The organism is Deinococcus hopiensis KR-140, from assembly GCF_900176165.1.
Lineage (GTDB): Bacteria > Deinococcota > Deinococci > Deinococcales > Deinococcaceae > Deinococcus > Deinococcus hopiensis.
In genome coordinates, this window is sequence record NZ_FWWU01000002.1 from 223,440 (window position 1) to 246,849 (window position 23,410).

General features: G+C 62.4%; 24 protein-coding genes. 17 read left to right on the forward strand and 7 right to left on the reverse strand.

Going from position 1 to position 23,410, the window contains the following annotated elements:
* Positions 1-73: 73 nt before the first annotated feature.
* Positions 74-547: a MerR family transcriptional regulator gene (locus B9A95_RS01710; protein ID WP_084045273.1), complete on the reverse strand. Its 474-nt coding sequence runs from the start codon at positions 545-547 to the stop codon at positions 74-76.
* 67 nt (positions 548-614) lie between these two features.
* Between B9A95_RS01710 and B9A95_RS01715 the strand changes: the two genes are divergently transcribed.
* From B9A95_RS01715 to B9A95_RS01725, 3 genes are all read left to right on the forward strand, one after another.
* Positions 615-1,058, forward strand: coding sequence for a carboxymuconolactone decarboxylase family protein (locus B9A95_RS01715; protein WP_084045238.1), 444 nt, complete (start codon positions 615-617; stop codon positions 1,056-1,058).
* A 381-nt stretch (positions 1,059-1,439) separates the two neighbouring features.
* Positions 1,440-1,739: a transposase gene (locus B9A95_RS01720; RefSeq protein WP_084044986.1), complete on the forward strand. Its 300-nt coding sequence runs from the start codon at positions 1,440-1,442 to the stop codon at positions 1,737-1,739.
* A gap of 6 nt (positions 1,740-1,745) precedes the next feature.
* Positions 1,746-2,588 (forward strand): IS3 family transposase, encoded by an 843-nt coding sequence (locus tag B9A95_RS01725; protein ID WP_084044985.1) that lies wholly within the window; start codon positions 1,746-1,748, stop codon positions 2,586-2,588.
* A gap of 757 nt (positions 2,589-3,345) precedes the next feature.
* On the opposite strand, the gene B9A95_RS01730 is transcribed toward B9A95_RS01725, so the two are convergent.
* Positions 3,346-4,170, reverse strand: coding sequence for an SDR family NAD(P)-dependent oxidoreductase (locus B9A95_RS01730; protein ID WP_170928375.1), 825 nt, complete (start codon positions 4,168-4,170; stop codon positions 3,346-3,348).
* A 56-nt stretch (positions 4,171-4,226) separates the two neighbouring features.
* Here B9A95_RS01730 and B9A95_RS01735 point away from each other — a divergent pair, with 56 nt between their 5' ends.
* Positions 4,227-4,889 carry a TetR/AcrR family transcriptional regulator gene (locus tag B9A95_RS01735; protein ID WP_084045240.1) on the forward strand — a complete coding sequence of 221 codons (663 nt, stop codon included), beginning with the start codon at positions 4,227-4,229 and terminating at the stop codon, positions 4,887-4,889.
* Positions 4,890-5,516: 627 nt separating this feature from the next.
* Here B9A95_RS01735 and B9A95_RS01750 read toward each other — a convergent pair.
* Positions 5,517-5,903, reverse strand: a complete 387-nt coding sequence (locus tag B9A95_RS01750) for a hypothetical protein (protein ID WP_084045243.1) — start codon at positions 5,901-5,903, stop codon at positions 5,517-5,519.
* 184 nt (positions 5,904-6,087) lie between these two features.
* Here B9A95_RS01750 and B9A95_RS01755 point away from each other — a divergent pair, with 184 nt between their 5' ends.
* Positions 6,088-7,344 carry an LCP family protein gene (locus tag B9A95_RS01755; protein ID WP_170928376.1) on the forward strand — a complete coding sequence of 419 codons (1,257 nt, stop codon included), beginning with the start codon at positions 6,088-6,090 and terminating at the stop codon, positions 7,342-7,344.
* 273 nt (positions 7,345-7,617) lie between these two features.
* Entirely contained in the window at positions 7,618-7,845 is a 228-nt protein-coding gene (locus B9A95_RS01760) for a hypothetical protein (RefSeq protein ID WP_084045245.1), read from the forward strand.
* A 33-nt stretch (positions 7,846-7,878) separates the two neighbouring features.
* On the opposite strand, the gene B9A95_RS01765 is transcribed toward B9A95_RS01760, so the two are convergent.
* Positions 7,879-8,112, reverse strand: a complete 234-nt coding sequence (locus B9A95_RS01765) for a hypothetical protein (RefSeq protein WP_084045246.1) — start codon at positions 8,110-8,112, stop codon at positions 7,879-7,881.
* A gap of 109 nt (positions 8,113-8,221) precedes the next feature.
* Positions 8,222-8,440 (reverse strand): hypothetical protein, encoded by a 219-nt coding sequence (locus B9A95_RS31390; RefSeq protein ID WP_139806374.1) that lies wholly within the window; start codon positions 8,438-8,440, stop codon positions 8,222-8,224.
* 558 nt (positions 8,441-8,998) lie between these two features.
* Between B9A95_RS31390 and B9A95_RS01770 the strand changes: the two genes are divergently transcribed.
* Both B9A95_RS01770 and B9A95_RS01775 read left to right on the forward strand, forming a co-directional pair.
* On the forward strand, positions 8,999-9,214 hold the full coding sequence (locus tag B9A95_RS01770) for a hypothetical protein (protein ID WP_139806375.1): 216 nt from the start codon (positions 8,999-9,001) through the stop codon (positions 9,212-9,214).
* A gap of 250 nt (positions 9,215-9,464) precedes the next feature.
* Positions 9,465-10,079: a TapB family protein gene (locus B9A95_RS01775; RefSeq protein ID WP_084045248.1), complete on the forward strand. Its 615-nt coding sequence runs from the start codon at positions 9,465-9,467 to the stop codon at positions 10,077-10,079.
* Positions 10,080-10,524: 445 nt separating this feature from the next.
* On the opposite strand, the gene B9A95_RS36685 is transcribed toward B9A95_RS01775, so the two are convergent.
* Positions 10,525-10,800: an IS1/IS1595 family N-terminal zinc-binding domain-containing protein gene (locus B9A95_RS36685; RefSeq protein WP_425429900.1), complete on the reverse strand. Its 276-nt coding sequence runs from the start codon at positions 10,798-10,800 to the stop codon at positions 10,525-10,527.
* 191 nt (positions 10,801-10,991) lie between these two features.
* Here B9A95_RS36685 and B9A95_RS01780 point away from each other — a divergent pair, with 191 nt between their 5' ends.
* The 5 genes from B9A95_RS01780 (at position 10,992) to B9A95_RS01800 (ending at position 17,040) form a co-directional block, all read left to right on the forward strand.
* Positions 10,992-12,740 (forward strand): DEAD/DEAH box RNA helicase, encoded by a 1,749-nt coding sequence (locus B9A95_RS01780; RefSeq protein ID WP_084045249.1) that lies wholly within the window; start codon positions 10,992-10,994, stop codon positions 12,738-12,740.
* Between the two features lie 245 nt (positions 12,741-12,985).
* The gene (locus B9A95_RS36690; protein ID WP_084045250.1) at positions 12,986-13,216 is read left to right on the forward strand and encodes a DUF4253 domain-containing protein; all 231 of its coding nucleotides are present in this window, start codon (positions 12,986-12,988) and stop codon (positions 13,214-13,216) included.
* 661 nt (positions 13,217-13,877) lie between these two features.
* On the forward strand, positions 13,878-15,275 hold the full coding sequence (locus B9A95_RS01790) for a replication initiator protein A (RefSeq protein ID WP_084045251.1): 1,398 nt from the start codon (positions 13,878-13,880) through the stop codon (positions 15,273-15,275).
* A 922-nt stretch (positions 15,276-16,197) separates the two neighbouring features.
* Entirely contained in the window at positions 16,198-16,479 is a 282-nt protein-coding gene (locus B9A95_RS01795) for a hypothetical protein (protein WP_084045252.1), read from the forward strand.
* 108 nt (positions 16,480-16,587) lie between these two features.
* Entirely contained in the window at positions 16,588-17,040 is a 453-nt protein-coding gene (locus B9A95_RS01800) for a DinB family protein (RefSeq protein WP_245808088.1), read from the forward strand.
* 210 nt (positions 17,041-17,250) lie between these two features.
* Here the strand turns inward: B9A95_RS01800 and B9A95_RS36695 are convergent, their stop codons facing one another.
* On the reverse strand, positions 17,251-17,682 hold the full coding sequence (locus B9A95_RS36695) for a DinB/UmuC family translesion DNA polymerase (protein WP_139806377.1): 432 nt from the start codon (positions 17,680-17,682) through the stop codon (positions 17,251-17,253).
* A gap of 167 nt (positions 17,683-17,849) precedes the next feature.
* On the opposite strand from B9A95_RS36695, the gene B9A95_RS01805 reads away from it, so the two are divergent.
* The 4 genes from B9A95_RS01805 to B9A95_RS01820 all read left to right on the forward strand — a co-directional run bounded on the left by B9A95_RS01805 (position 17,850) and on the right by B9A95_RS01820 (position 23,223).
* On the forward strand, positions 17,850-19,103 hold the full coding sequence (locus tag B9A95_RS01805; RefSeq protein ID WP_245808089.1) for a GGDEF domain-containing protein: 1,254 nt from the start codon (positions 17,850-17,852) through the stop codon (positions 19,101-19,103).
* A gap of 416 nt (positions 19,104-19,519) precedes the next feature.
* Positions 19,520-20,530, forward strand: a complete 1,011-nt coding sequence (locus B9A95_RS01810) for a GGDEF domain-containing protein (protein WP_084045253.1) — start codon at positions 19,520-19,522, stop codon at positions 20,528-20,530.
* Between the two features lie 487 nt (positions 20,531-21,017).
* The gene (locus tag B9A95_RS01815) at positions 21,018-21,446 is read left to right on the forward strand and encodes a hypothetical protein (RefSeq protein ID WP_084045254.1); all 429 of its coding nucleotides are present in this window, start codon (positions 21,018-21,020) and stop codon (positions 21,444-21,446) included.
* Between the two features lie 823 nt (positions 21,447-22,269).
* Complete coding sequence (locus tag B9A95_RS01820) at positions 22,270-23,223, forward strand: LysR family transcriptional regulator (protein ID WP_170928377.1); 954 nt, start codon at positions 22,270-22,272, stop codon at positions 23,221-23,223.
* Positions 23,224-23,410: the final 187 nt, after the last annotated feature.

Here is a 23,410-nt window from a genome sequence, read left to right on the forward strand (position 1 = left end):
AGCTCTTGTCCCGAATGAAAGGCGGATTCTGAAGCGCGAAGCGCCTGACTCGAGTGACGGCAGCCACCCAGGCTCAGGCTTTGCCCAGCTTCAAAAGGTTCCGAGTTGCCGAGACTCCGCCGTTTGCGTTGCCCTGGGGGTGTGAGGTGTCACGGCCGTTATGCGCCTCATGACGTGGAGGATGGGCTTCCAATTTACGGTAGTGGTCAATCTTGGTCTCAATGGCCCGCAGCTCCTGCTGCAACGCTGCGATTTTCTGCTGCACCTCCTGCCGATGGTCCTCCAACAGCGCCCGCCGACGCCCGACCGTCGCCTCGCCCTGGCGCGCCAGATCTGCAAAACGCTGCATCCCCTGGATGGACATGCCCGTCGCACGCAGCCGAAGGAAGAACACCACCCGCGACAGGTCGGCTTCCGTATACCGGCGGTGGCCGCTCGGCTCCCGCCGAGGTGGGTCGAGCAGACCGATGCGTTCGTAATAACGCAGGGTATGGGCACTCAAGCCCGTTCGCTCCGCCGCTTCCTGAACTGTCCAGCTCTCGTCCATACCGGTCAGCTTAAGGGTTGACTTTGAGCGCACTCGAAGTTCTAGCCTGCTTCCGAAGGAGATGGACATGACTCGAGACCGCAACAACGAAAGCTTTCCTCACGGAGATGCCTTGAACCTCCCTGAACAGACGCGCTTCCAACGCGGTTGGGACACGCTGCGGACTGTGGACGGCGAGGGAGGCGAGGCCGTGATCGAGAGCCTGCGCGACGTTTCGCCCGATCTGGGCCGTATGGTCGTTGAGTTTGCTTTTGGGGACGTCATCTCACGGCCTGGCCTGGACCTGAAGTCGCGTGAAATCGCTACGGTGGCGGCCCTGACGGCGCTGGGCAACGCCCGGCCTCAGCTCAAGGTGCATATCCACGGTGCCCTCAATGTTGGATGCACGCGGGAAGAGGTGGTGGAGACGATCATGCAGATGGCGGTATACGCGGGGATGCCCGCTGCCCTGAACGGCATGTTTGCGGCCAAGGAAGTCTTTGCTGAACGGGACGACCAGCCCAACACCTAGCCCAGTGTCCACTCTGGTTGGGGTTGGACTCTGGAAATTACCGACCCGTGCCTTCATAACGCTTTTGGAGATTACGACGCCCGACCAGGCAGCGGCTGAGCCATCCGCCATTCTCCACCCCTCGCCCTCAAAACATTTGGAACAGGCGGCATCTCCCCCTCAGCCCAAGCAGTGGATGAGCGGCACATCTGCATCACGGACCCTGACTGTGACTGGAGTTCATGCCTCCATCCTTTGAACCGCACGGGGTGACTGGTCAAGTCCCTCTGGCTTGAAGCGGCGGCCGGGTAGAAGGGCTGGACTGAACCCTTAGGAGCGGACCAAGAGACCAAGCACTTCGTCCCCGTCAGCCCGTAGGCTGACGGCACCGAAGGAGCCCGTATGCCCGGACGTACCCACAGCCGTGAGTTCAAGCTCGACATCGTGAATCAAGTTGACGGGGGTCAAAAGACGACCGCTCAGCTCTGCCGAGAACACGCTCTCTCGCCCAGTCTGATCCACCGCTGGCGGAAGGAGGTCGAGGTGCGTGGGGAAATGGCCTTCACCGACCAGGCCAAGCCCGACCAGTCGTTGGAACAGCGAATCGCCGAGTTGGAACGGTTTTGCGGGCAGTTGTCGTTGGAGAACACAATCCTAAAAAAGTCGTTGGCGACGTACCGCTCGAAACAAGGCACCAAATGATCGAGGATGCGCGGAGCGCGCCCAAAAGAGGTGTCGGTGCGTCGTCTGTGTGAGCTGCACGGGGTTAATCGCTCGTGGTTCTACGAACAGCAGGGCCGGGAGGAGATGGACGCCGATCAGGCGTTGTCCCAGGACATTGAGGCCGTAGTGGTGGAGTTCGACGGATACGGATATCGGCGTGTCACCCGCGAGTTGGCCCGACGAGGCCGCCCAGTGAACCACAAGCGCGTGTTGAGAGTCATGCGGGAACGCCGGTTGCTCTGCCGCCCGAAGCGCCGCTATCGGGCGACAACCGATTCCAACCACAACGAGAAGCGCTTCCCAAATCTGCTACGCGAAGTCGTCCCAGTACGGCCAGATCAGGTCTGGCAAGCCGATCTGACCTACGTGCGAGTCCGCCAAGGCTTTGTGTACCTGGCCTGCGTGCTGGACGGTTTTACCCGTGAGGTGGTGGGCTGGTCCATGTCAAAGTTTCTGGACGCAGATTTACCGCTGGCAGCGCTCAACAACGCGCTTGCAGCGCGTTGTCCTGCCCCCGGTCTGCTGCACCATTCGGACCAGGGCGTGCAATACGCCAGTCGGGTGTACGTGGACCGCTTGCGGTCCGCAGGAATCACGCCAAGTATGTCCAGGACAGGCAATCCCTATGACAACGCCAAAATGGAGAGCTTCTACAAGACCCTGAAGACTGAGGAGGTCGATCTGCAAGAATACGTCGATCTGGACGACGCTCGACGACACATCGAGTTCTTTATTGCGGACCTGTACAACCGTCGCCGACTGCACTCCAGCCTGGGGTACGTTCCACCCGCCGAGTTCGCCGCCCGCTACACTACCGCCCAGATGTGACTTGCCCTGCGGTCCGCTCGATTGGGTTCACTCCAGGCCACCTTCACACCCTTGCCGCTCCTTTCTCCACCTCTCTTGCTCCACACCGCATCCTGACAACCGCGCCGATGGCGATCATCTGGCGTGACTGCAGGGGAGCCCGGACTGCTTCCACACTTTTTCCACTTGCTCACGAAATAGGAATGCATTTGCCATCCTTGCAAATTTCCTTCGCGTCAGGGTCCCATCCAAGAGAGGACTTCGGTTCAGACTGCTCAATCACGAAGTTGAGCGTCATCCGGAGCTGAAGCACTCCACCCTTTACCTCAGGGGAGTCCAGCTTCGCCACAGAAGCACTAAAGTCACTACCTTGTTCTATCCGCACCGACTACTCTGGCGTTCCCTGACGCTGGACGTCAGCGCATTGCTGTATAAGCGTGATTTTCGCCCGCTGCGCAGTGAGGTTGTCCTGAGCACCGATGGTAGGGAACAGAGAGGGAGACCACTTCAAATTCCTGCGGCGGCGTCTTGATGGACAGCCAGGACGTGCAGAACACGCAGATCACCATCACTTGAGGGGTGGACGTTCCAGAGGGGGAGAAAGCCTGCCTGACTTTCAAGCTCAAAATCATGAACCGAACGCGAGCTGCTGCCCGGTGTCGTGCCGAGGGCATGGGCGTGATTCGGTATAGCCCTCTGGCCCCGGTGGCAGCCCACATCGCCAAGCCCAGGCCCCCTGCTGAGCGGCACGTCAAGTGCTCACCTGGGTTCACCGTGCTTATGCCTGAACTCGGGGATACCGGAACTGTGCTCGCGTTAAAGCATCGAAGGTGCGGTCAGGCAGCACCGTATGAAGCGCAACCGCCAACGTTGCTCCCGGTCCGACCCGGTAACGGGTCTTTGGACGCGCGGTGGTTGCCGCTTTGACGATGGTGCGGGCCACGTGATCAGCGCTCGCCATCTGGCGGCCAACCGCTGCACTCTTAAAATAACGCCGCATGGCGGTCGCCATGTCCGAGTAAGCGCCACCACTGGAAGCAACGTCCAGACGGCGCATGGCGTCGTCGTGCCAGTCCGTATCCACATACCCCGGCTGCACGATCACGACCTTTATTCCGTGGTGAGCGACTTCTCCACGGAGGCTGTCGGAGAGGGCTTCGAGCGCAAACTTTGAGGCGTGATACCAACCGCCAAGAGGCGCGGCGAACTCTCCCGCCAGGGAGGAGACGTTCACGACACGGCCTCGTCCAGCCCGGCGCATTCGGGGAAGGATGGCCCGAGTGAGCGCCATGGGACCCACGACGTTCACCTCCATTTGTTGCCGGGCGTGCTCACTGCACGTGTCTTCGATGGACCCGAATTCGCCGTATCCCGCGCAGTTGATCAAGACGTCGATGTTCATGGTGGGCTGGAGGCTGTGCACGAGCCGTTCGATGCTACTTCCATCGGTTAAATCCAGGGCGAGGGATGTGATGTGCGGGTGGTGCGGAATCTGGTTGATCCGGCGGGCTGCTGCGAGGACACGGTGTCCCTGTTTGGCGAGGAGCATGGCGGTGTGGGCGCCGATACCGGACGAGGCCCCTGTGAGCAGAATTGTTCTCATACCAACCTCCCGACTGTGCATGGCGTTCACAGTAAGGCCATGTTACTGTGAACGCCATGCACAGTCAAGACGAAGTTGCTTTTCGCCTCGCGTGGGGACTTTCCCATGTCCCAACACGAGGGCCAAAACCCCAATACACCATCGATGACATTGCTCAAGCTGGCGTTGCCGTCGCCGACGCCTCGGGCCTCGAAGGTCTCTCACTCGCCAATGTGGCCAAGGCCGTTGGCTTGACCACCACAGCGTTGTACCGGTATGTGTCCTCTAAAGACACGTTGATTGAACTCATTGCTGACGCCGCTGCCGGTCCTGCTCCCGAACTCACAGGTGCAACCTGGCAGGAGCGTGTAAGTGCCTGGGCAGCGGCGCGCGCAGCTCAAATCCGCCTGCACCCCTGGCTGGCAAATGTCCATCCCACAAGCATGCCGCGCCTTCCCCACGCCATTGCCTGGATTGACGCGTTGCTTTCGGCTGTCGCCGATGAGCCCACGATCCATGGTCTCCGACTGGCCCTGCTCGTCGATACCGTCGTCACCACGTACACTCGCAATGCGCTTTCCACCATGACCGCCACAGCCTTGCCAGACTGGTTGAATGAAGCAATTGCTTCGGGTCATCCACATTTGGGACACGCCATGACGGTGCAAACAGATGAGGACGAACTCCGCGCTGCCATCGCTATCATCCTCCGCGGAATATCACCTCAAGCCCCTATCTGACAGTCGCACATCCGGCTCCTGTAAATAACGGTACAGGTTCTCAACGACCAGAATACTTGTCCTCTCTGGATGTGTTCGGTTTTGTTCCTCGACCCGGATCATCAGGACGAGGAAGCAATCTGGTCGCGGCTGTTCAGCCCCCTGCGCAGAAGCAGCGCTTCCACTGGGGTTCTCCGCCACCTGCAGAGTCCGCCCAAAGGCCGCCCGCGGATCCAGGGGCGGCCGGGTGTAGTGCCGTGTGCCGAACCCGCTCAGCAGCCGTTCCAGGGCCTCGTCGAGTTCCGGCTGGAGGTCCAGGGGCGTTGCAGCCTGCCAGAAGAACAGCCGCTTCAAAGCGCGGCCGACCCGCGGCAATCCGGACGAGGCGGCGCTTTTGCCGGTGCTCCGTTGCCTGAAGCCAGAGGCTGTCCAGCCGATCGGGGGTCAGCAGGTTCACGGTTCGCAGGGCGGCTTCTCCCACCCGGGCCTCAGTGCCTGACCCCAGCAAAGCGCTTTCCAATTGGTCGACGTGACGTGCGGAGCCAGGGCGAGCAGCGCCTGCAGGCGGAGGCGGGCCTTCAGAGGGATCAGGAGCCTCTCCAGGCAGGTCTGTGCGTCTACCAGGTTCAGTTCTCGCACGCCGGCCGCTCAGCCGCGCAGCGGCCGACAGGTGCTGCTCATCCACATGCAGGTGGGCAGCGTCAAGCGCCATACCTCGGCGGCGGAGCTCCGCGGAGCGAGCAGCGCCCTGAGCAGGAACGTGGGAACTTCATGGGCGCGTGTGCCGTCCAGGAGACGGCGAAGCGCCATCACGCGCACATCCGGGTCCAGGTCACCGAGCAGGGAATGCAGCTGCGCCGCTGAGAGGGGTTGCGCCACCTGGCGCCGGACGCGTATGTGCGGGTCACCACCGAATGTGCTCAACCGGCTGCCTTGTAGGGGTGCGGGCACGTCCTCCACCAGCAGAATAGCGCCTTCGCCGCATTTCGACTGCGCTTTGCCGCCCGCATCCTCAACTTCGAGGCTCTGATCCAAGAAGGTGAAGGGGGTCAGGCTAGCTCTGTTTGTCAGGACAGCAGCCTGACTTCTGATAGGCTTTAAGCAGTTCTTTATAAAACTCGCAATTCGCGAGATCACCGCCGTGTCGTCACGTGTGATCCGTTGAATTCACAGTTTCCTCCCCCTGCGTCCGACAACAACGCTCGCTGAAAGGATGAAGATGCCCACCGCCCTTCTCGTCCAGCGCTCTCTGGTGTTTACCCTCGCCGTGTTCCTCGCCTTCACTCCGCTGCTCTCCAGCGTGGGCGCAGTGACGCGGCCCGCCACAGTTGCGGGTCAGACCACGTCCCCTCACACCCAGCGCTTTGCACTTGCGCCGCGCCCACCCACCAGGTCGGTCAACTATCTCATTGCGGGTGTTGCTCCTGACTACCGTGCACCAGGTGTTCGTGCGCCCGAGAACTTTCGCGGCAACACAGACAGTCTGCTGCTGGTCCAACTCGATCCTGTGTCCAACACGGTGCGTACCCTCAGTCTGCCGCGCGACACCCGCGTGTGGTTGCCGGGTCACGGCTGGCGCAAGCTCAATTCCGCCTTGCCCAGGCTCGGCCCGAACGGCATGGTCCGTGCAGTCGAGACCTTGACGGGCCTCCGAATTCAAGCGTATGTGCTCGTCAACCTGAATGGTGTGCGGCACCTGACAGAAGCCCTCGGTGGTGTGGATATCTATGTCCCGCAGGACATGACGTATGACGACAAAGCAGCTGGGTTGCACATCCGTTTGAAAAAGGGCTGGCGGCACCTGTCCGGGACGCAGGCCGAGCAGTTCGTGCGGTTCCGGAAAGACGCCATGGGGGATATCGGACGTCTGCAGCGCCAACAAACCTTCGTGAAGGCGCTGGCTCGCCGACTGCTCGCGCCTGCGGGTGCGCTCCGGCTAAGCGCCCTCCCTCAAACCTTGAAACAAGACGTCCGCACGAATGCCAGCGCCTCCGATATCGGTGCGGCCCTCGGCATGGCCCTACACTGGCCCCGCGTGGAAACGTTCCTGCTGCCTGGACGCTTCCTCACGGTGAACCACGCGAGTTACTGGGGAGTAGAGGCCGCGGCGGCACGGCGAACCTTGGGAAACTTCAGCCGTGCGGGCACATCCGTTCCCATCACGCGCGACGTGCGGACACTCCGGATCATCCTGGTGAATACAAGCGGTACGTCAGCGCAATTGACGAACGCGCAGGTACGGTTGCGGCGAGCCGGGTACAGGAATGTCACCGTTAGTCAGCGCGAAGTTCCACCCGGACGAGCCAGCGCGGTGCTGTCAAACGAAAACGTGAACGAGGCGAAGCGTGTCCGTCGAGACCTCGGTTTTGGGGAGGCGAGTGTCTCCGGGCAGGGGTCCGTGTATGCGGACGTGACTGTATGGGTGGGGCGGGACGCAGTCCCCACCGCTCCCATTGCTGCTGGGAAGCGGAAGTAGCCGCTATAGGCCCACAGCGCATCGTCTCCGCTGTCCTCAGACCCAACGCCATCCTGCACGGCTCTCCCGCTGTGGGTCTACAAGCGCCAGGCCACCTACTCCGTTTCATTAACCTCCCTGTGCTTACAGAAGAGGCAAGACAAAAGGCCAGTCCGAGACGCAGCCCACCCACCCCACCCTAATCCCCGGGTACCCCTCCCGCTTTTTCTCGACAGCCGCGCTCCGGAGTAGCCCAGCAGGGCCGAGTTCTGTCACCACTTCCGAGAGATTGGCGTGCGTGAAATTCGTTTCCCCACCCACCATCCCCAACTGCGCCTCCTGCTGATCATGGTCGGAAACGTCTTTGACAATTGCAGTGCCAGCACCAAGCAGTTCATTGCCGAGCGAAACGGCCTGGGGCTTGCGCAACTGCTTCCGGTGAGGTTCACGTTGACCGCCGCGCCCTTCACGCGCGCGTTGATCATCGCCACCACAACGTTAGAACGGGGCAGGCTGGGATAGACCGCGCAAAGCGCGGTGTTCGGTCCGGAACATCTACGCGTACTCTCCCATCTTTACGGCCATTGCGCTGGTCACCACCCCGAACATTGACCAGCGCGCGGCGCCCTCTTCACCCTGGACAACGCGCTTGTTCCGTTCGGTGAGGTCAAGAGCACATTCCTGCAAGGCAGGGGTACGATCTGCGTGGAGTCCCGGAAGCGGGGCATTGAAGGTCAATTTCAGGTCACTGCGATCCGCGCTCAGCCATTCAAGCCGGCGCAGCACCATCCTCAGCCATCCTCTGAATTCCGCATCCACAGTGGAGACGTCGCGTGCACCAGTCTGCCCCATTCGGCTCGCCTGACCCTGCGCCGCGAGTCACCCAGCCTCGGGAAGGCTAGCTGACGGTGAGGGTGGAGGAACCCAGCGTCTTGAAGCGTTGTCTGGCGATACCTGCGACCCAGACGTGGGCAGGGAGACCCGATTTTTCCCAGCAAGCGCAGAAGGTGCAGATGTCCTGGAGCGCAAGGTGGACGGCTTCTTCAGGATCGGGGAGCTGGTGACGCTGAGCGAGCGCGAACAGGAGAGGCAGGAACAGACGGAGAGATGCTTGCACATCGCTCCCTCTGCTTCTCCTTAAAGCGAGCAAGGCAGCTTGACCTTCCTCGGCGGATCGTGGTCCCATTTCCTCATTGTCCTCACTAAAACCTATCGGTAGGGTTGGATTTCCTACAGGTGTCCTAAGGGTGCGAACTTCCTAAGGGAAGCGTGAGGGTAATCACGCTGCTGGTCGGAGTCTTCGGCAAGATGGTGCCGGGCTGGACCCTCGTGTGGGCCCCGATACTCATCTTGGTAGGCATCGTGTACCCGCATTCCACGCGGCGTGTTCACAGCGCTTTTGAGGCGGGCAGCCCCTCCCCGTGGGCTGCAGGTGGAGAATTGGGAAGAAATTATGATCAGGGGTCTTCTTCCTAGAGCGGTAACGGCAGAAGTTGTAATACGGGGAGCGGCCGTTGCGGTGACGGGAGCAGCTCTTGATTTCAGGCACGTTGTGTCAATCGATGATCCGTCCATTGCAAGACACCGGTGATCAGGAATGTGGCGGCGCAGAGTGCATGCCCGGTAACTGCAGCGTTCGGAGGATTTTGCCCACAGAAGTGGAGGGCAGATGCGGATGTGCAGCACGGCCAGGGCCCATGCTGCACGTCCGCATCTGCTGGAATTGCTGACCACGCGGCCGAGGTGGACCGGCGAGAAATTGCTCACGCGCCTGGAGCTTCAAGCCCCGGTGCTGCAGGAACTGTTGTCTGACCTGCTTGCCAAGGGGAACATCCGTCTCTGGTTCGTTCCTTCCATCTCGGACGCCTTCTATAGCTTCAACGCGCCGTGAATTCGCGAGCAGGCATTGTCCCTCTCCCGTGCGCAGCACGTCCAGGCCTTCCTGTTTGAACGCAAAAAACATCGCCGTGGCGCTTCATTTGCCAAAAGCAGAAGTGGCGGCCGCCCTCAGCGGGCTGGACGACCACGACTTTGTTTCGTGTTCGTCTGTTGGCCATCTGGCAATCTTCACTTCTCTGGCGTGAAGATGGCCTTTAGACTTTTGCCGCCGGGAACACAAGCAGCCATCGCAAAGTAAGAGAATGAACATTCTTGCGTTCTTTACCGGAGCGGTTCTCCTCGGAACCCCCGCCCATGCAGCCTGCTCCACGACCTACTACCCAGTCAAGGAGGGATACAGCCGGACGTACAAGGGGACGGCTGCGGGGAAGTCCTTTTCCTATACCGAAACCATCAGGCAGGTCAGCAGCACGGGCTTTACGCTGCGCAACTCCCTGACGAACACCCAAGCCAAGTTCACCTGCGGGCAGGGTGGTGTGGTTGGTGCACCGACCCTCACCATGCTGGGGGTGAACATCACGTCTATCAAGATCACAGGGGTCACCCAGCCGCCCGAATTGGCGGTGGGCCGCACGTGGACGTCGACGGCTTCCGTCACAGGGACCGTGCAGGGAAAGTCCTTTACAAACACCACCCGGACTGACAGCCGGGTGCTCGCCCAAGAACGTGTCCAGGTGCCAGCAGGATCGTTCAGCGCGATGAAGGTCCAAATCACGACGACGATTCGCTCGAGTTTTGGTGGAAAAGCGGTGCCCGAACAGCGCGTCGTGGCCATAGGCTGGGTGGCGCCGGGGGTAGGAATGGTCAAGACGGTTGCGGACAACACCACGGTTCAACTGACGGAGTTCAGGAATTGAGTGCTCCCTCTGCTTCCACGTCCCATGTGTAACGTCAGGAGGGCTGGAGGTCGTCTCAGCGGCCCACAACCCTCACGCGGCCGGGAGAGGCATCAGTTTAAATGATGGTCCGGGTTTGCCTGAGCGTGCAGCCCCGCTGCCAGAGTGGCCCCAGATCGCTTGGGGATAAGTGGCCGTCGTGCGTGCCGGGCGCCACCGCGTACAGGTTCTGGACATTCTGCTCAGCCGCCTGCGGAGCTTCTATTCACTCCTTCAGCGACTTGTACGCGGGCATCAAGCGCGCCATACCCGCCGGAATCGGTGATCAGGGGTAAGCGTGGCAGGATCTCTGCGGAACCGTGCTGGAACTCCGGCGCGCTGATGGGTGCGGCGGTGAAGCGATTGAGGTATGGGAGAAGCAGGAGATCCAAAGGGAAACGGAAGGTCCGTACGGCAACAAAGCCCGTCAAGACAGCAGGGGTGCATGCAGAAACCAGGAGTGGCTGGCCCCAGTGGTCTGGCAAATCCCGCGGTGGGAGAGGCGTTCGGTGCACAGTCGGTTCACTTCTGCTTCTTTTGCCGACGAGATCCGTCGCCCATCGAACTCGAGCGTGACCTGACGGCGGCATTCGCGACAGCGATACCGCTGCTTGCCGGTGTGTGCGTGCCCATTTCTCACGGTGGGGACGCCACTGCACTGCGGGCCGCCGGGGCCGTTTATGCTCGGTGAAACTCCCGGCATTTGCCAGAAGCCGCTCGCTTATGTCCAGGCGCCTTGCCTTTTCCCACTTGACGTTGTAAACTTTACTTTCGTTCGCCGACTGAGAAGTTCTCAGTGGCTGGAGAGGGCCCCTCATTCAGGACATGCTGCTGCCGAGGTTGTTCGAGGCGTTTAGTGGTCACTGGGGACTTACTTTCCCGAAAGGACCATAAATGAACTTTGATCAACTGATCGCGCCCGAACTCGCGGCGCGTCTCGCTGAACGCGGCATCACCGAGGCCACGCCCATTCAGATTGATAGCCTTCCTCAGACTCTTGCGGGCAAGGACCTTATAGGCCGTGCCCGTACCGGTACGGGCAAGACCCTGGCCTACGCGCTCCCCATCATCCAAAACCTGGAACCCAGCCGCGAGCGGGCCCGACCGCCGCGCGCCATTGTTGTGGCGCCCACCCGCGAACTCGCCAAGCAAGTCGCGGAGGAGTTCTCCAAGAGTGCACCGAGCCTGACCACGGTCACCGTATACGGAGGTGCGCCCTACGCGCCCCAAGAAAACTCGATGCGGCGAGGCGTGGACGTGGTCGTCGGCACTCCCGGTCGGTTGATTGATCACCTGGAGCGCGGCAATCTCGACCTCAGTCAGATTCAGTACACCGTGCTGGACGAAGCCGACGAGATGCTCAGCGTGGGCTTTGCCGACGCCATCGAGACCATCTTGCAAAAGACCCCCGAGGCACGTCAGACCATGCTCTTCAGCGCCACGCTGAATGATGAAATTCGCCGCCTCTCGCGCAAATACCTGCGTGAGCCTGTTGTGGTGGATATGGTCGGCGAGGGTAAGAGTCAGGCCGCTCAGACTGTAGAGCACCTCCGGGTCCGGGTAGGCCGGACCCGGACCCGCGTGCTGGCGGACCTGCTGACCATCTATAACCCCGAGAAGGCCATCGTCTTTACCCGAACCAAGCGCGAGGCCGATGAGCTGGCCATCGAGCTGATCCACCGTGGCCTTGAAGCGGAGCCGCTGCACGGCGATCTGGCTCAGAATCAGCGGGAACGTGCGTTGGGGGCCTTCCGCGCGGGACGGGTGGGCGTGCTCGTGGCGACGGACGTGGCCGCGCGTGGCCTGGACATCCCCGAGGTGGACCTGGTGGTGCAGTACCACCTGCCCCAGGACCACGAGAGCTACGTGCACCGCTCGGGCCGCACAGGGCGTGCCGGCCGCCCCGGCACTGCCATCGTAATGTACGGTGACCGTGAGGCGCGCGAGATCCGGAACTTGGAATACCGCACGGGCGTGCAGTTCAGGGAACTCCCCCTGCCCACGCCCAGGGAAGTGGCGGCGGCAAGCGCCAAGGCGAGTGCCGATCTCGTCCGCAAGGTGGACGGCGGCGTCGCCTCCACGTTCCAGGCCGAGGCCGAGCGGCTGTTCAGCGAACTGGGCCTCGAGGCCCTCGCCCGCGCCCTCGCCAAGATCAGTGGCGTGACCGAGCCCGTCAAAGCCGTCAGTCTGCTCAGCGGTGAAGAAGGCCTGACCACCGTCATCCTGCACGCCGAGCGCATAAGCGTCGCCCGCGCAGTGGGGATCATCGCGCGCAACAGCGATGTAGATACCCGCCGCCTCGGTAAGGTACGTCAATGGCGTGGCGGCGTGGTGGCCGACGTGCCCAGTGAGCTTCTCGAGAAGCTGCTCGCCGCCAATCCGCTGGAAGGGGAAGTGCAGGTGGAGGTCGCACAGGAGTTGCCCGAACTCTTCGAGGCCCCAGCCCGCGAAGGTCGCCAGGGCGGTTACGGCGGACGCGGCAACTACCGCGACGAGGGCGGCGCCCGTGGTGGCAACCGCAGCGGAGGCGGCCAGGGCAGGTGGAGTCGCGACCGTGATACCCGTAGCCAGGACGCCAACCGCCCCACAGAAGCTCGTCGTGAGGATTTCGCAGACCGCGAGTTCGCGCCTGGCAGACGCTAATCGAATCCAGCAGCTGGAGCACACCCCCACCTCGCGTGGGGGTTTTTTCGAGAGCACCTGATCTGACCAGGAATGGGGTCTCGGCTCAGGACCCGGACATCGTTTCGGAGATTGGACCATTCCCGCTGACCCTGTCTGAAGCGCAGCGGTACGCGGAGGAGGTGAAGCGGCCAGCAGCGGTCACCACACTCCACGGTGGAATCGTGGGCATTCTGGATTACAGGGCCCGGTAGCCGTACCCGAAGGTGTTTCTCGCATTGCTTCCCAGCCTGACCACGTGGGACGCTGCAGTTCGGCTGGGATTTGGAGGATTTAGCGGCTGCCCGGTCCCAGCCGAGCATGACGCCGTGCTCAGCGAGTGGCACTGCCGGTACGGTCTGCAGGTGATGAGCGTCACTGAGGACTGCCTGGAGATCGCGGTGAACCGCCACCCAGGAATGCAGCAGAAGTGCTGGTGCTGGCCTGTGAGGTGCTGAACGCGCCGGTGTGGTCTTTCTGGTGGGATTGAAGAGCGGGAGCCGAGACTGGGGCTGCTGAGCAGGGCCAACATTGGGAGCTCAGAACAAGGCTGCCCACCCTGATGGGAAAGGGGCAGGAGGTTCAAGCAGTCCGACTTCCCAGGGTGGTCCATCTCCGAACTTCACCCCTCAACCATAGCGATACCTTTGCGGGAAAAATGGTTCCCACTCCCACTTCTTCTGAGAGCAACCTGGCTGCACGTATAGCGATACCTTTGCGGAATTCACCACGAGGACTCCAGGAAAAGGCGGTGGCATCGGAAAATACCGGGAATAAACCCATAGCGATACCTTTGCGGGAAGAAGGCGGAAAGTAGCGATACCTTTGCGGAATTCAGGAGCTGGCAGAGCGCGATACCTTTGCGGGAATAAGAGCAACAGCGTCCTACACGGCGGTTTACCCTGCCTGATTCAAATTTGGCGCTGAGCAGCCCTTGACGACACCTTTGTGGGAAAACCCCCTGCTTTTAGCGATACCTTTGCGGGAAAAAGGCAGAACATAGCGATACCTTTGCGGGGAAAAAGACAAAAACGTCGTCCAGGACACCAGGTGAAGGCCCCCTTGTTGTTGTTTTTCTTTATGTTTAAAACAAGATAAAACAACAACAGGAGCGGGGGCGTGCCCAAGAAGCCGAAAAATCCGAATCTTCACGACGAACTGAACTTCGCCCGGTTCGGCGTGATCAGCATGCATTCGCGCGTGGACCAGCGCGTCCCCTCCTGGCGCACCGAGTTCACCGTGAATGACCGGACCTTCCGCATCGAGGCAATCACACCCCAGGGGCGTCCACACGGGATTGACACGGACACCCTCGTGGCACTGGAAACCCTCTTCGTGGCCAATGGCTGCCCGGGGGACAACTGGATTCACACGACGGCCTACGAAGTCCGGGAACTGATGGGCCTGGCGAACAATGGAGAGAACTACCACCGCCTTCGGCAAAGCATTCGCCGCCTGTACTTCACGAGCGTCATTGTCGGCCGCAAGTCCACCATCGCTGGAGCCCACAAGACCGCCTGGGACAATGTCGGCGTCCGGTTTTTCGAAGGGCTGCGGTACCGGGACAACGAGGATGACGGAGAGCTCAGTACCCTGGACAGCGAGGCAACGCTCTCCATTCGCCTCGGCGAGCAGCTGGCTGACAGTCTCCGTGCGGGGATCTCCCAGGTGCTGGACGGTCACCTGCTGCACCAACTGGAGCAGCCACCCGCGCGGGCCCTGTACCGAACGCTCCAGGCCCACCGCCGTCAGGATGACGGCACGCTCCTCAAGGAGCTGCATGTGCCGCTGCGGGAATGGCGTCACGCCACGGGCCTCACCACGGACCGCAGCGACTTGGTGCGCCGGGCACTGGAAGCGGCGCACGACGAACTGCTCGCCAACCAGTACCTGGAAGGGGCCGTCATCGAGGGGCGCGGGAAGAACGCCGTCGCGCGGTACACCTTCGCGGATGTGAACGCCCCAGACCCGGCCCTCGTCGTGCTGCTGCGTCAGGCGGGCGTAACGGTCGCGCGCGCGACGGTGCTCGCGGCGCGTCACGGCGACCGGGTGGAAGAAGCCCTGCGCTTTGTGGAATTCCGCAAAGGTGTCGCGGGCGGCGCGGTTCGTAATCCTGGGGGCCTTGTGGCGGATTTTCTGGAAAATCCCGCCAAGTACGAACTGCCTGCCGAATTCACCCAGGTAGAGGAGCGGCGTCAGGCAAGCCGGGCCCAGTCTGAGCAGTGGAAACTGAGGGCGGAACAGGAAGCGCAGGCGCAGGCGCAGGCCTACGCCGAACGCCTGGAGAGCGCCTCAACCTCACAACAGTGGGAGGCGCAGCGCGCAACACTCCAACTGATGTTGAAAAAGCACCTCAACGCGCAGCAATGGAGTCAGCTGGAGGACTTGGCACAGCGGGGCGAGATCAGCGCCCTGGAACTCAGCCGGACGCTGGTGGGGGCGGCCGCGGGCGCGTCCCTCCCCGAGGAGATTGACCGCCTCAAAAGGCGACTCAATCCTTTGCTGCCCCTCGAATAAGCGTGTTCCCGGGTACTTCCGGCATGGACGGACGCAGCAGGTAAGGGAGACCCGCCCTCTCCCCTGCTCCTGCCTCCCCGGGTCACTGAGTGCGGATGACCGGGGCCTCTCCTTCTCCCCGCTTCTGCCCTGGCGCCGTCCAGGGTACGGTGCTTTCCCCCACCTGTAGGACTTGACTTGGACGGCACCCGCTCCCCGGACAATGGACGGCAAAGCCGAAATGTGGAGGTGCCCTTTCCCCTGACATGTCAGCTTCTGCCCCCGCGGCGAACGGTCTTCTGCTGCTGGCCCATGGACGGAGGGCCACGGACCTGGCCCCTCCTTTCCTGGTTCACCCACCTTCTCGCGGGAGTCCAGACGCGCATACGCGTCAATTGGGCGGCTGTCCCTCCGCGCTGGAGCGCATGCGCTCCGAAGCCAACCCTCGACCCCGCGGCGAGGTCGCCCAACCCACGGCACTTCCGGGCCCGCGCAACACCTGGGGATCAAAGCTCAGGAACAGCGCCGCCCAGCGTTGGCCACCACGTCTACCAGGCCTCCGCTCGCAAGACCGGCCGCTACTCTGCAATGACTGTCGAGAGCCAGTCGTCCTCCGCGGCGCCCATGTAGAGCCGCATACAGCAGCCTACAGGAAGGTAAAGACCGCAAAAGACCCATATCTGCGCCGTAGCGGTTCTTCCTGAGCCCTCACGAGACGGGAGAGGAACTCATCCGAGGCGGCTTACCCTGGACGGGCAAGGAGAACGGCTTCGATGGGGTGATTCACAGTTACCGTTTAGGTTGGCGACGCGTCCACTCTGTTCGCTGCGCACGCCCAGTGCGTCTCTCACCCACCTCTTTCGCGGAACGGGTGAATATGCCTTCTCCCAAGGGGGGCGGCAGCGCGTCCTTGATTCGGATGTGCGGCGCTGAAGCGGCACGCATGACGCAGGAGCTAACAGCCCAGGGAAGAAGGCTGAACACGGATGTACGGTGGGTCAAGGTGTACCGCGTGCGCCGGTGGCAATCTGCCTTCCACAACAGCATCTACCACCTTCGGGCGCAGGGGTTCAAACAGGACACCTACCGGAAGTTCAGGCGGCAAGGGTGGGACAACGCCGAGACGCTCGTGTACACGAACAGCGCTGGCAGGTACGTGGGCATGATCTCCAGGGGGACTTCCGCGGACGGGGCCTCCTTCATTTTTGCCCTGTACGGCAATTGAAGGGCAGGCCTCCGCCTCTAAAGACGTCAAGAGCTGACGGGAATGCACGTTAAGGTTGATGCAGAGGTGAAAGAGATGACGAAACTGGCCGTTGCTTCCGCTCCCGTCATGACGACCGAAGGATTCCTGCAGCACTGGCTAGGCCACCGCGCCCTGACGCGCCGCGTCATTGCGGCTTTTCCAGAAGACCAGCTGTTCACCTTCACGGCCGCACCTCCCATGCGCACCTTCGGCGAGTTGGGCGGTGAGCTGCACTTCGTGAGTGAAATGACCCTCGTCGGCCTGCTGACTGGGGAATGGCCAGAACCCGACTGGTCGGCGGCACCCAAGGACAAAGCGTCCCTGCTGGAAGCGTGGGACGCGCTAAGCGCGCGTATAGAGCAAGACTTTGCCAAGGTGGACCCGGCTGTCTTTGGCACAGTGTCCTCATTGCCCTGGGGTCAGATGCCCGCCTGGGTGGCGGCCATTTATGCGGTGGACAATGAAATTCACCACCGTGGGCAGGGGTACGTGTATCTGCGGAGTCTAGGAATTGAGCCTCCTGCTTTTTACGAGCGCTGACCGTTCAGATCGGGCGCAGACCCCTCCCCAGCGGACGGCCCCCACTCAGCCCAGGGTTCGGCCTGCGCTGGGTGGTGACCTCTGCATAAGCCCTCATGGCGGCTGACACCTGCCCGCTGCGGACCTCGTCCTCCACGCGCTGCTTACAGCAGGTCCCGCACCCGGTGCATGTCGTTGACTTCGCGTGCATTTGACACTACCTTGGAGAAATCAAGGCGGCCTCCGGGCCGCCTTCTCCTTTGGCTTTTCAAGGTGAAGGAATGCCCGGCGAATCTTCTTGGACGGAGCGGTCCCACTGGAAGGCGGAACTTCCGCGTCATGCGCCTTATGGGCCGAGCTCCACGGCGACTGGCTCGGCGAACACGGCTTTGCTGGGGTGTGAAGCGGACGTGGTGAGTCGAGCATCCCAGGCCCTACACCCGCGTGAACAGAGGCGGGACACCCTCCCGTTCCCCCATTCAGGTTCATCAGGCCACTCACGCCTATCCCCTCCAGACGCACCGCTCGCCCATCAATCCGTTCAAATCTGAGCAGGTGCCGGACCACCCGTTCCAACTGCTCTGCCGACTGCGCCGGGGCCGGGAGATGGAGGTAGCGACTGGCGAAGTCGCTGAACTTGACCTTCACCACCCAGTCGGGCACTTCATGTTCATTGGTCTCCTGCCCGCGCGCTTAGCCAGAACAGGCAACTGGGGCGTTGGCGCGTAAGAAAGGACGCTTAATCCATGGGGAGGCGTAAGAATTTCGGAACACCACAACTGGTTTTCTAAGTGTGCAGAGGGAGACACAGTCCCCCGCTGGGGGTCCCCGTGAACACTGTGCTCAGCCAACTTCCCACCAACACCGCCATAGTCGGAACTGTGTGGGCCACCGCTACCCTGGTGTCGGCCCTCAGTCTGGGCATTGCCTGGCTCAGGCCGTCCTATCCAGGCTGGCGTGGTTGGGCCGTCGGGCATAGTGCGCTGGTCCTCGGCCTGCTGGTGGGAACGCTCCGCACACCCGAAACGTTGCTGGCGTCGATTCTGGTGGGAAACGGCCTGGTCATGATAGGAACTGGCCTGTTCGTCAACGCGTTCCAGCGCTTCAGCGGTCAAGTGCTTCGCAGAAGAGCGCTGCTTCTCCACGTCGGCGTTGTCCTGAGTCTGCTGCTCGCCCTGTTCGTCCTGACGGTGCCTTTCGACGACCTCACGGCGCGCTTCCTGCTGGCCACCGGATACCTGGGTGTCATGGCGCTGACATTGCTGCAATTGGTCGTGCATCAGGCCAGGGTTCAGCCTGCGCTGAAGGGCGCGTACAGGTTGAATCTGGGCATCTTGATTGTGGTGCACGCGTTGGGCTTGCCCAGGCTGCTGATGCTGGCACCTGGCACCCATCCGGAAACGGCCTACGCGCTGAATGTCCCGAATGTCCTGATGTACCTCTCCGTTCTGCTGCTCTCGGTGGGCGGCACCTTCGCCTTCTGGGTGCTCCACGCCGACCGACGCCGTGAGGAAGTGCAGACGCTGCAGGGAGAGCTGGAAACGCTGGTCTACTTCGATCCGCTGACCTCCGTGCTCAACCGCCGAGGCTTGTGGCGCGCCCACAGTGTGTGGGCTCGGCAGGAGGGCAAGGCGGAGGCCACCCTGCTCGTCTTTGACATCGACCACTTCAAAAGCATCAATGACCAGAAGGGTCACGCGGTGGGCGACGAGTACCTGAAGGGGCTGAGCGCCGTCCTGAGGGAGGTGGCCACCCGCGAGGACCTGGTGAGCCGAACAGGTGGAGACGAATTCGTGCTGCTCCTGACCGGGCACGAAGCGCAGGTGGAGCGGCAGCTCAATGTGCTGACCTCCCGCCTGTATGCGGGCTGGGGCGAAACCCTGGGCTTCACGGTCAGCTTTGGAGGCACGCAGGTGGAGCAGGCCGAGCCGCTGGACGTGGCCATGAACCGGGCAGACGACATGATGTACGCAAAAAAAGCAGCCGGGAAGGCGCTGCGCCTGGCAGCGACCGGAGAGCAGCGTCCTGAGGGCACCCATGAAACGCGCACCCGCAGGCCTGCCGCACGGAGCGCTCCCAGATAACCCAGCTGGTGTGCATCCGGACAACAGGGGAACCTGGAGAAGCGTGGAGGTGGCTTCGCGCCTCACGGAGCAGGGCGCGTGGGGCGGGGTCCTTCTGGTCGCGGTACTCGCGCGGTGGGCGCTCTTTGGCGCGGTTCGGCATGGGCGCCTCCTCCCGGCGCTGTGAGGCCTGTTGCTGCTGAAGGCGGGCGCGCCGGCTCATGAGCGGCCTTTGGGCAATACCCCCTGTGGCCGGGAGGCGAGGGTCATCGGTGCTGGTTCTTGTGGAGAAGGTCTGGCGGAAGGATCCGCAGCGGCACCTCCCGAAGAGCGCGTGTGCTGGGGGCGTTGCCCTGAAGAAAGCTTCTGGATTCGACCAAGATGCCTTGTGAACCGGACGAGGTGGTTAGGGCCGCTATGCCTTAACGTTAAGCGGCATGTCAAGGCGCCGTTCTGCCCCGTTTGAACCGCTCTGGGAGCGGCGCAACGTGGTGTTGCTGACCACGGCCCTGGCCTTGGGTTACGGATTCTTCGCAACCATCGCTTTTAAAGAGAACGCTCCCGTGCGGGGTGAGCTGGCGCTGGGCGCGGCCGGGCTGAGCGCGCTGCTGTCGGTACTCGGCTGGCGGCAACTGCGCCTGACCGTGCTGTACCCCTTGATCCTGTGCCTGATCACCGGGTTGGTCTGGACGACGCTGGTGGTGCTGTCCTTGAGGGCGCAGCCCATCCCCTCCAGCGTGCTGTCCAGCTGTGGGCTGGTGCTGGGGCTGGCCCTGACCTGGTACCCCTTGCGGGTTGCGCTGCGCTGGGCGCTGGCCGTTTGTCTGCCAGTCGCGGTGGCGGGTTTCTGGGCCTCCTACGCGGATCCACCGGCCCTGGTGGTCGGCGGCATGTTGCTGCTGCTGATCGTGTACATCACGCAATACAACCACGAGTTGATCCGCGAGCGAGCGACGCGCCAGCACCTGGAGACGCTGGTGATTCGGGACCCACTGACTGGGCTGTACAACCGCCGGGTGCCGCAGGAACAGTTGACGCAACTGCTGGGCCAGAAGGGAAGACCTGAAGATGTGGCGGTCGTGCTGCTGGATCTGGACCGCTTCAAGAGCATCAACGACACCTTCGGACACCGGAGAGGAGACGAAGTCCTGGTCACTGTCTCGTCGGTGCTGAGTCAGCAGTTTCCGGCGGGCACCCTGCTGTGCCGCTGGGGAGGTGAGGAGTTTCTGATTATTCTGTACGGTCACGCGGTGGACCAGGCGCGGGCAGCGGTCGAGCAGGTGCTGGAGGCGGTGCGCCGGCGAACAGACCTGGATGGCCTCACCTTCAGCGCAGGAGGCGCGATGTTGACGGAGACGCTGGACCTCCAGGACTTGATCGCGTTGGCAGACAGCCGGCTGTATGCGGCCAAGGCTGCCGGCCGAGACCAGGCCTGCTGGGCGACCTGAACGGCGGATGTCGGTGAGTGCCCTCGCCGTTCCAAACCCCGAGGAGAGGGTCACGACAGACCTTCAGGCAGCGTGTGCGGGAAGGTCTCAGCTGCACCACGATGTGGGGGCGTGCTGCTTGAGACGGGTCCGGCGCTTTCTCCTGGACCTCCTCGCGGAGCGGGACAGGACCTGTTCGGGCGCGCGGCTGACGTGGGCGTGCAGGCCGTACAGGTCCCGCAGCTCGGCGTGGCGCTCCACCTGGCCCTGTCCCGGAGCGGCCCCGTCGCCATCTTGACCTCCACCTGGAGACCCGCGCGACCGGCACTGCTGCGCTTTGGCCGTGGCGTGGCGGCGTCAGGGATGCCCTGCCAAGCGGGAAACGCACCTTCCGGCTGTCATGAGGCCACGCTTCGCCTGGTCCTTCCGGCGGATGATCGCCGGTGTCCCGTCAGGGTGAAGAGAGACGGGGACAGACAACATGACGTTGTAAGGGATGGGAGCTGAAATGAAGGGCATGGAAAAGCAGCATTCGTTCAGCTTCTGCCCGGGTCACGCGCAATTCGTTGTGTACGATGTTCAGGCTGAGTACGACGTAAACCAGGACCCGTTGTGGGGTCGACCCGACGAAAGGGAAGCGGCTCTGAGCAGCCGGTTGACTGAGCTTGCGATTGGCCTCCTGGACGATCAGGACGTCACTGTCGTTCTGGAAGTTGGCTTACAGCGGCCGTCTCCGCCGGAAGGGACCTGGGCTGTACAGGCGCAGGCCACCCTGTCCGTGCCGTCCGGCATGTTGGGCATTCGGGATGTCGTGGCGGATGGGCCCGCATTTGTGGCGCAGGTGCCGCCTGGACTGTTGAATGTGGGGATCTCCGGGCGCTTGTCCGCTGAAGAGCATTTGTTTCTGTTGCGAGTCTGGCCCGTCAACACCGACTGAAGTGCTTGTCCTGGTGTGGGTGTCCCAGCAACGGTCACCCTCACCAGGACAGGCACAGAGAAGCTGTGGGCCGTGCCCAGGTCAAGGACAACCTGGGCACAGAGGCCTGTTCTCTACCGCTGGAAGGAGGGCCTATGCCCCACCACCGCTGAATTGTCAGCCTGGGTGCCGATGATGCGGATGACAGCCACGAATGCGCTTCGCTCTTCCACTGGGCTCCCCCCAGATGCTGGACAACCCACAGGAAGTTTCCCAGGAACCCGGGCGGCCTAGAGGTAGGGCCTGACCCATTTGAACCGAGCAGCCGGAGCCGGGTCAACTGCATGACCCGGAATGCCTCGCTCCGGCGGTGGTCGAAGTCGAGGTAAAAACCCAGACGCCGCCCATAGAAACCTTTGGCTGCATCAATACCTGTGGCGGGAATCTGAATCACTGCAAGGGGTCGGGTTCACGCTGCTTTTCCTCCGGGATCTGACCGCTGATGTGCCGCATCTCCGGGAACTGCTTTTGTGCTTTCAAAGACCATTCCCGCAACGCACCGCGGCTTTCTCTTCAAGTAAGGCGTGGTTCGCTGTTCCTCTGGCGGTCACCATCTGTCGGGGTAGGGCAAGGGCGGCCTGCGTCCACTTTTGATACGAGTAGCGGATAGACTCCGTAGCGCAGAGGGCGGAGCTCGTGGAAGCGATGTACGCCACGTCCATGAAGTCATGGACGTGTTGTTCGCAACACTGTGGACTTTTGTCAAGGCAGAGGCGTTCTATCGAAATTAACCATAGAATGCTTCATGGCCTCTCGCCCACCTTGGCCCTATGGGTCTTCCCCTTTGCTGCGCACCCCCTTATCTGCCCTGCTGGCCGTGGCCGAAAACGGGAGTTTCAGTGAAGCTGCAGCGAGACTCGGCCTGGCTCAATCCACCCTCAGCTACGCTGTGCGGCAGGCAGAAGACGCGCTGGGGGTCATCATCTTTGAGCGGGGACGACACGGCGCGCGGCTGACCCCTGCCGGTCAGGCAGTTATGGTTCACGCCCGCCACGCTGCCCTGGCGGTAGAGGCCATGCAGCTCACGGCCCACGGTCAACTCAGCGGGACACTCCGCGTCGCGGCCTGCCGCAGCATCCTCAAACATGTGGTTACGCCTGCCCTGCGGACCTTCAACGCCCGGTACCCACAGGTCGAGGTGGTGGTGACCGATACCCGCGGCGAACACGAAGAGGTGGCCCACCTGGTCACCAGCGGTGCGGTGCACCTCGGACTGGGGCGCCTGCCCATGCCGGCCGGCCTGGTGACAGCTCCGGTCGTCGCCGACGAATACCTGCTCGTGACCGCTGCCTCCGCGCCACCGCTACGTACGTGGGATGACCTTCACGCAGGCCGTTACATCGTCTGCGAAGAAGACTGTGCGCCGTACGTGGCCGCGCACATTGCCAGGCACTCCAGGCCTCCCCATGCGGCGGTTCGGCTCAGTGATCCTGGAGTGGTCCTCGGTCTGGTTGCCGAAGGCCACGGCTTCACCATCCTGAGCCGACTGGTGGTCACGCCCCTTCCCAGCGGACTGCGTACCGAGTCCTTGCCCACACCGTTATGGCGATCCACCGGGCTCGTGACGACGGAGGCGGGCGTGTGCCATCCACTGGCCACGGCTTTCCAGCAGTTCGTGCTTACGCCAGAGGCCGTGAGAGATCAGGTCGGGAGTCTGGCACGGCTGCTGCACTTCCCGGAACCTCTGCCGGCAAAAGCGGCTCCCTCCTCTCAGCCTGTTGCGTCGGCGCCCGTTTGACCCGGCGATGGCGCGCGTCCCTGATCGCAGCCCCCGGGACAGAACCGACTTCCCCTGCCAGAGACTGCATCGAACCATTCGATTCGACTGGCCCCAGCGATAGGCCGTGTAGATTGTGCCGCCGCCGCCAGCCTTGTCATAGTGAACGGAAATCTATTCTGGAACCGGACCGTGGCGCTGGATGCCC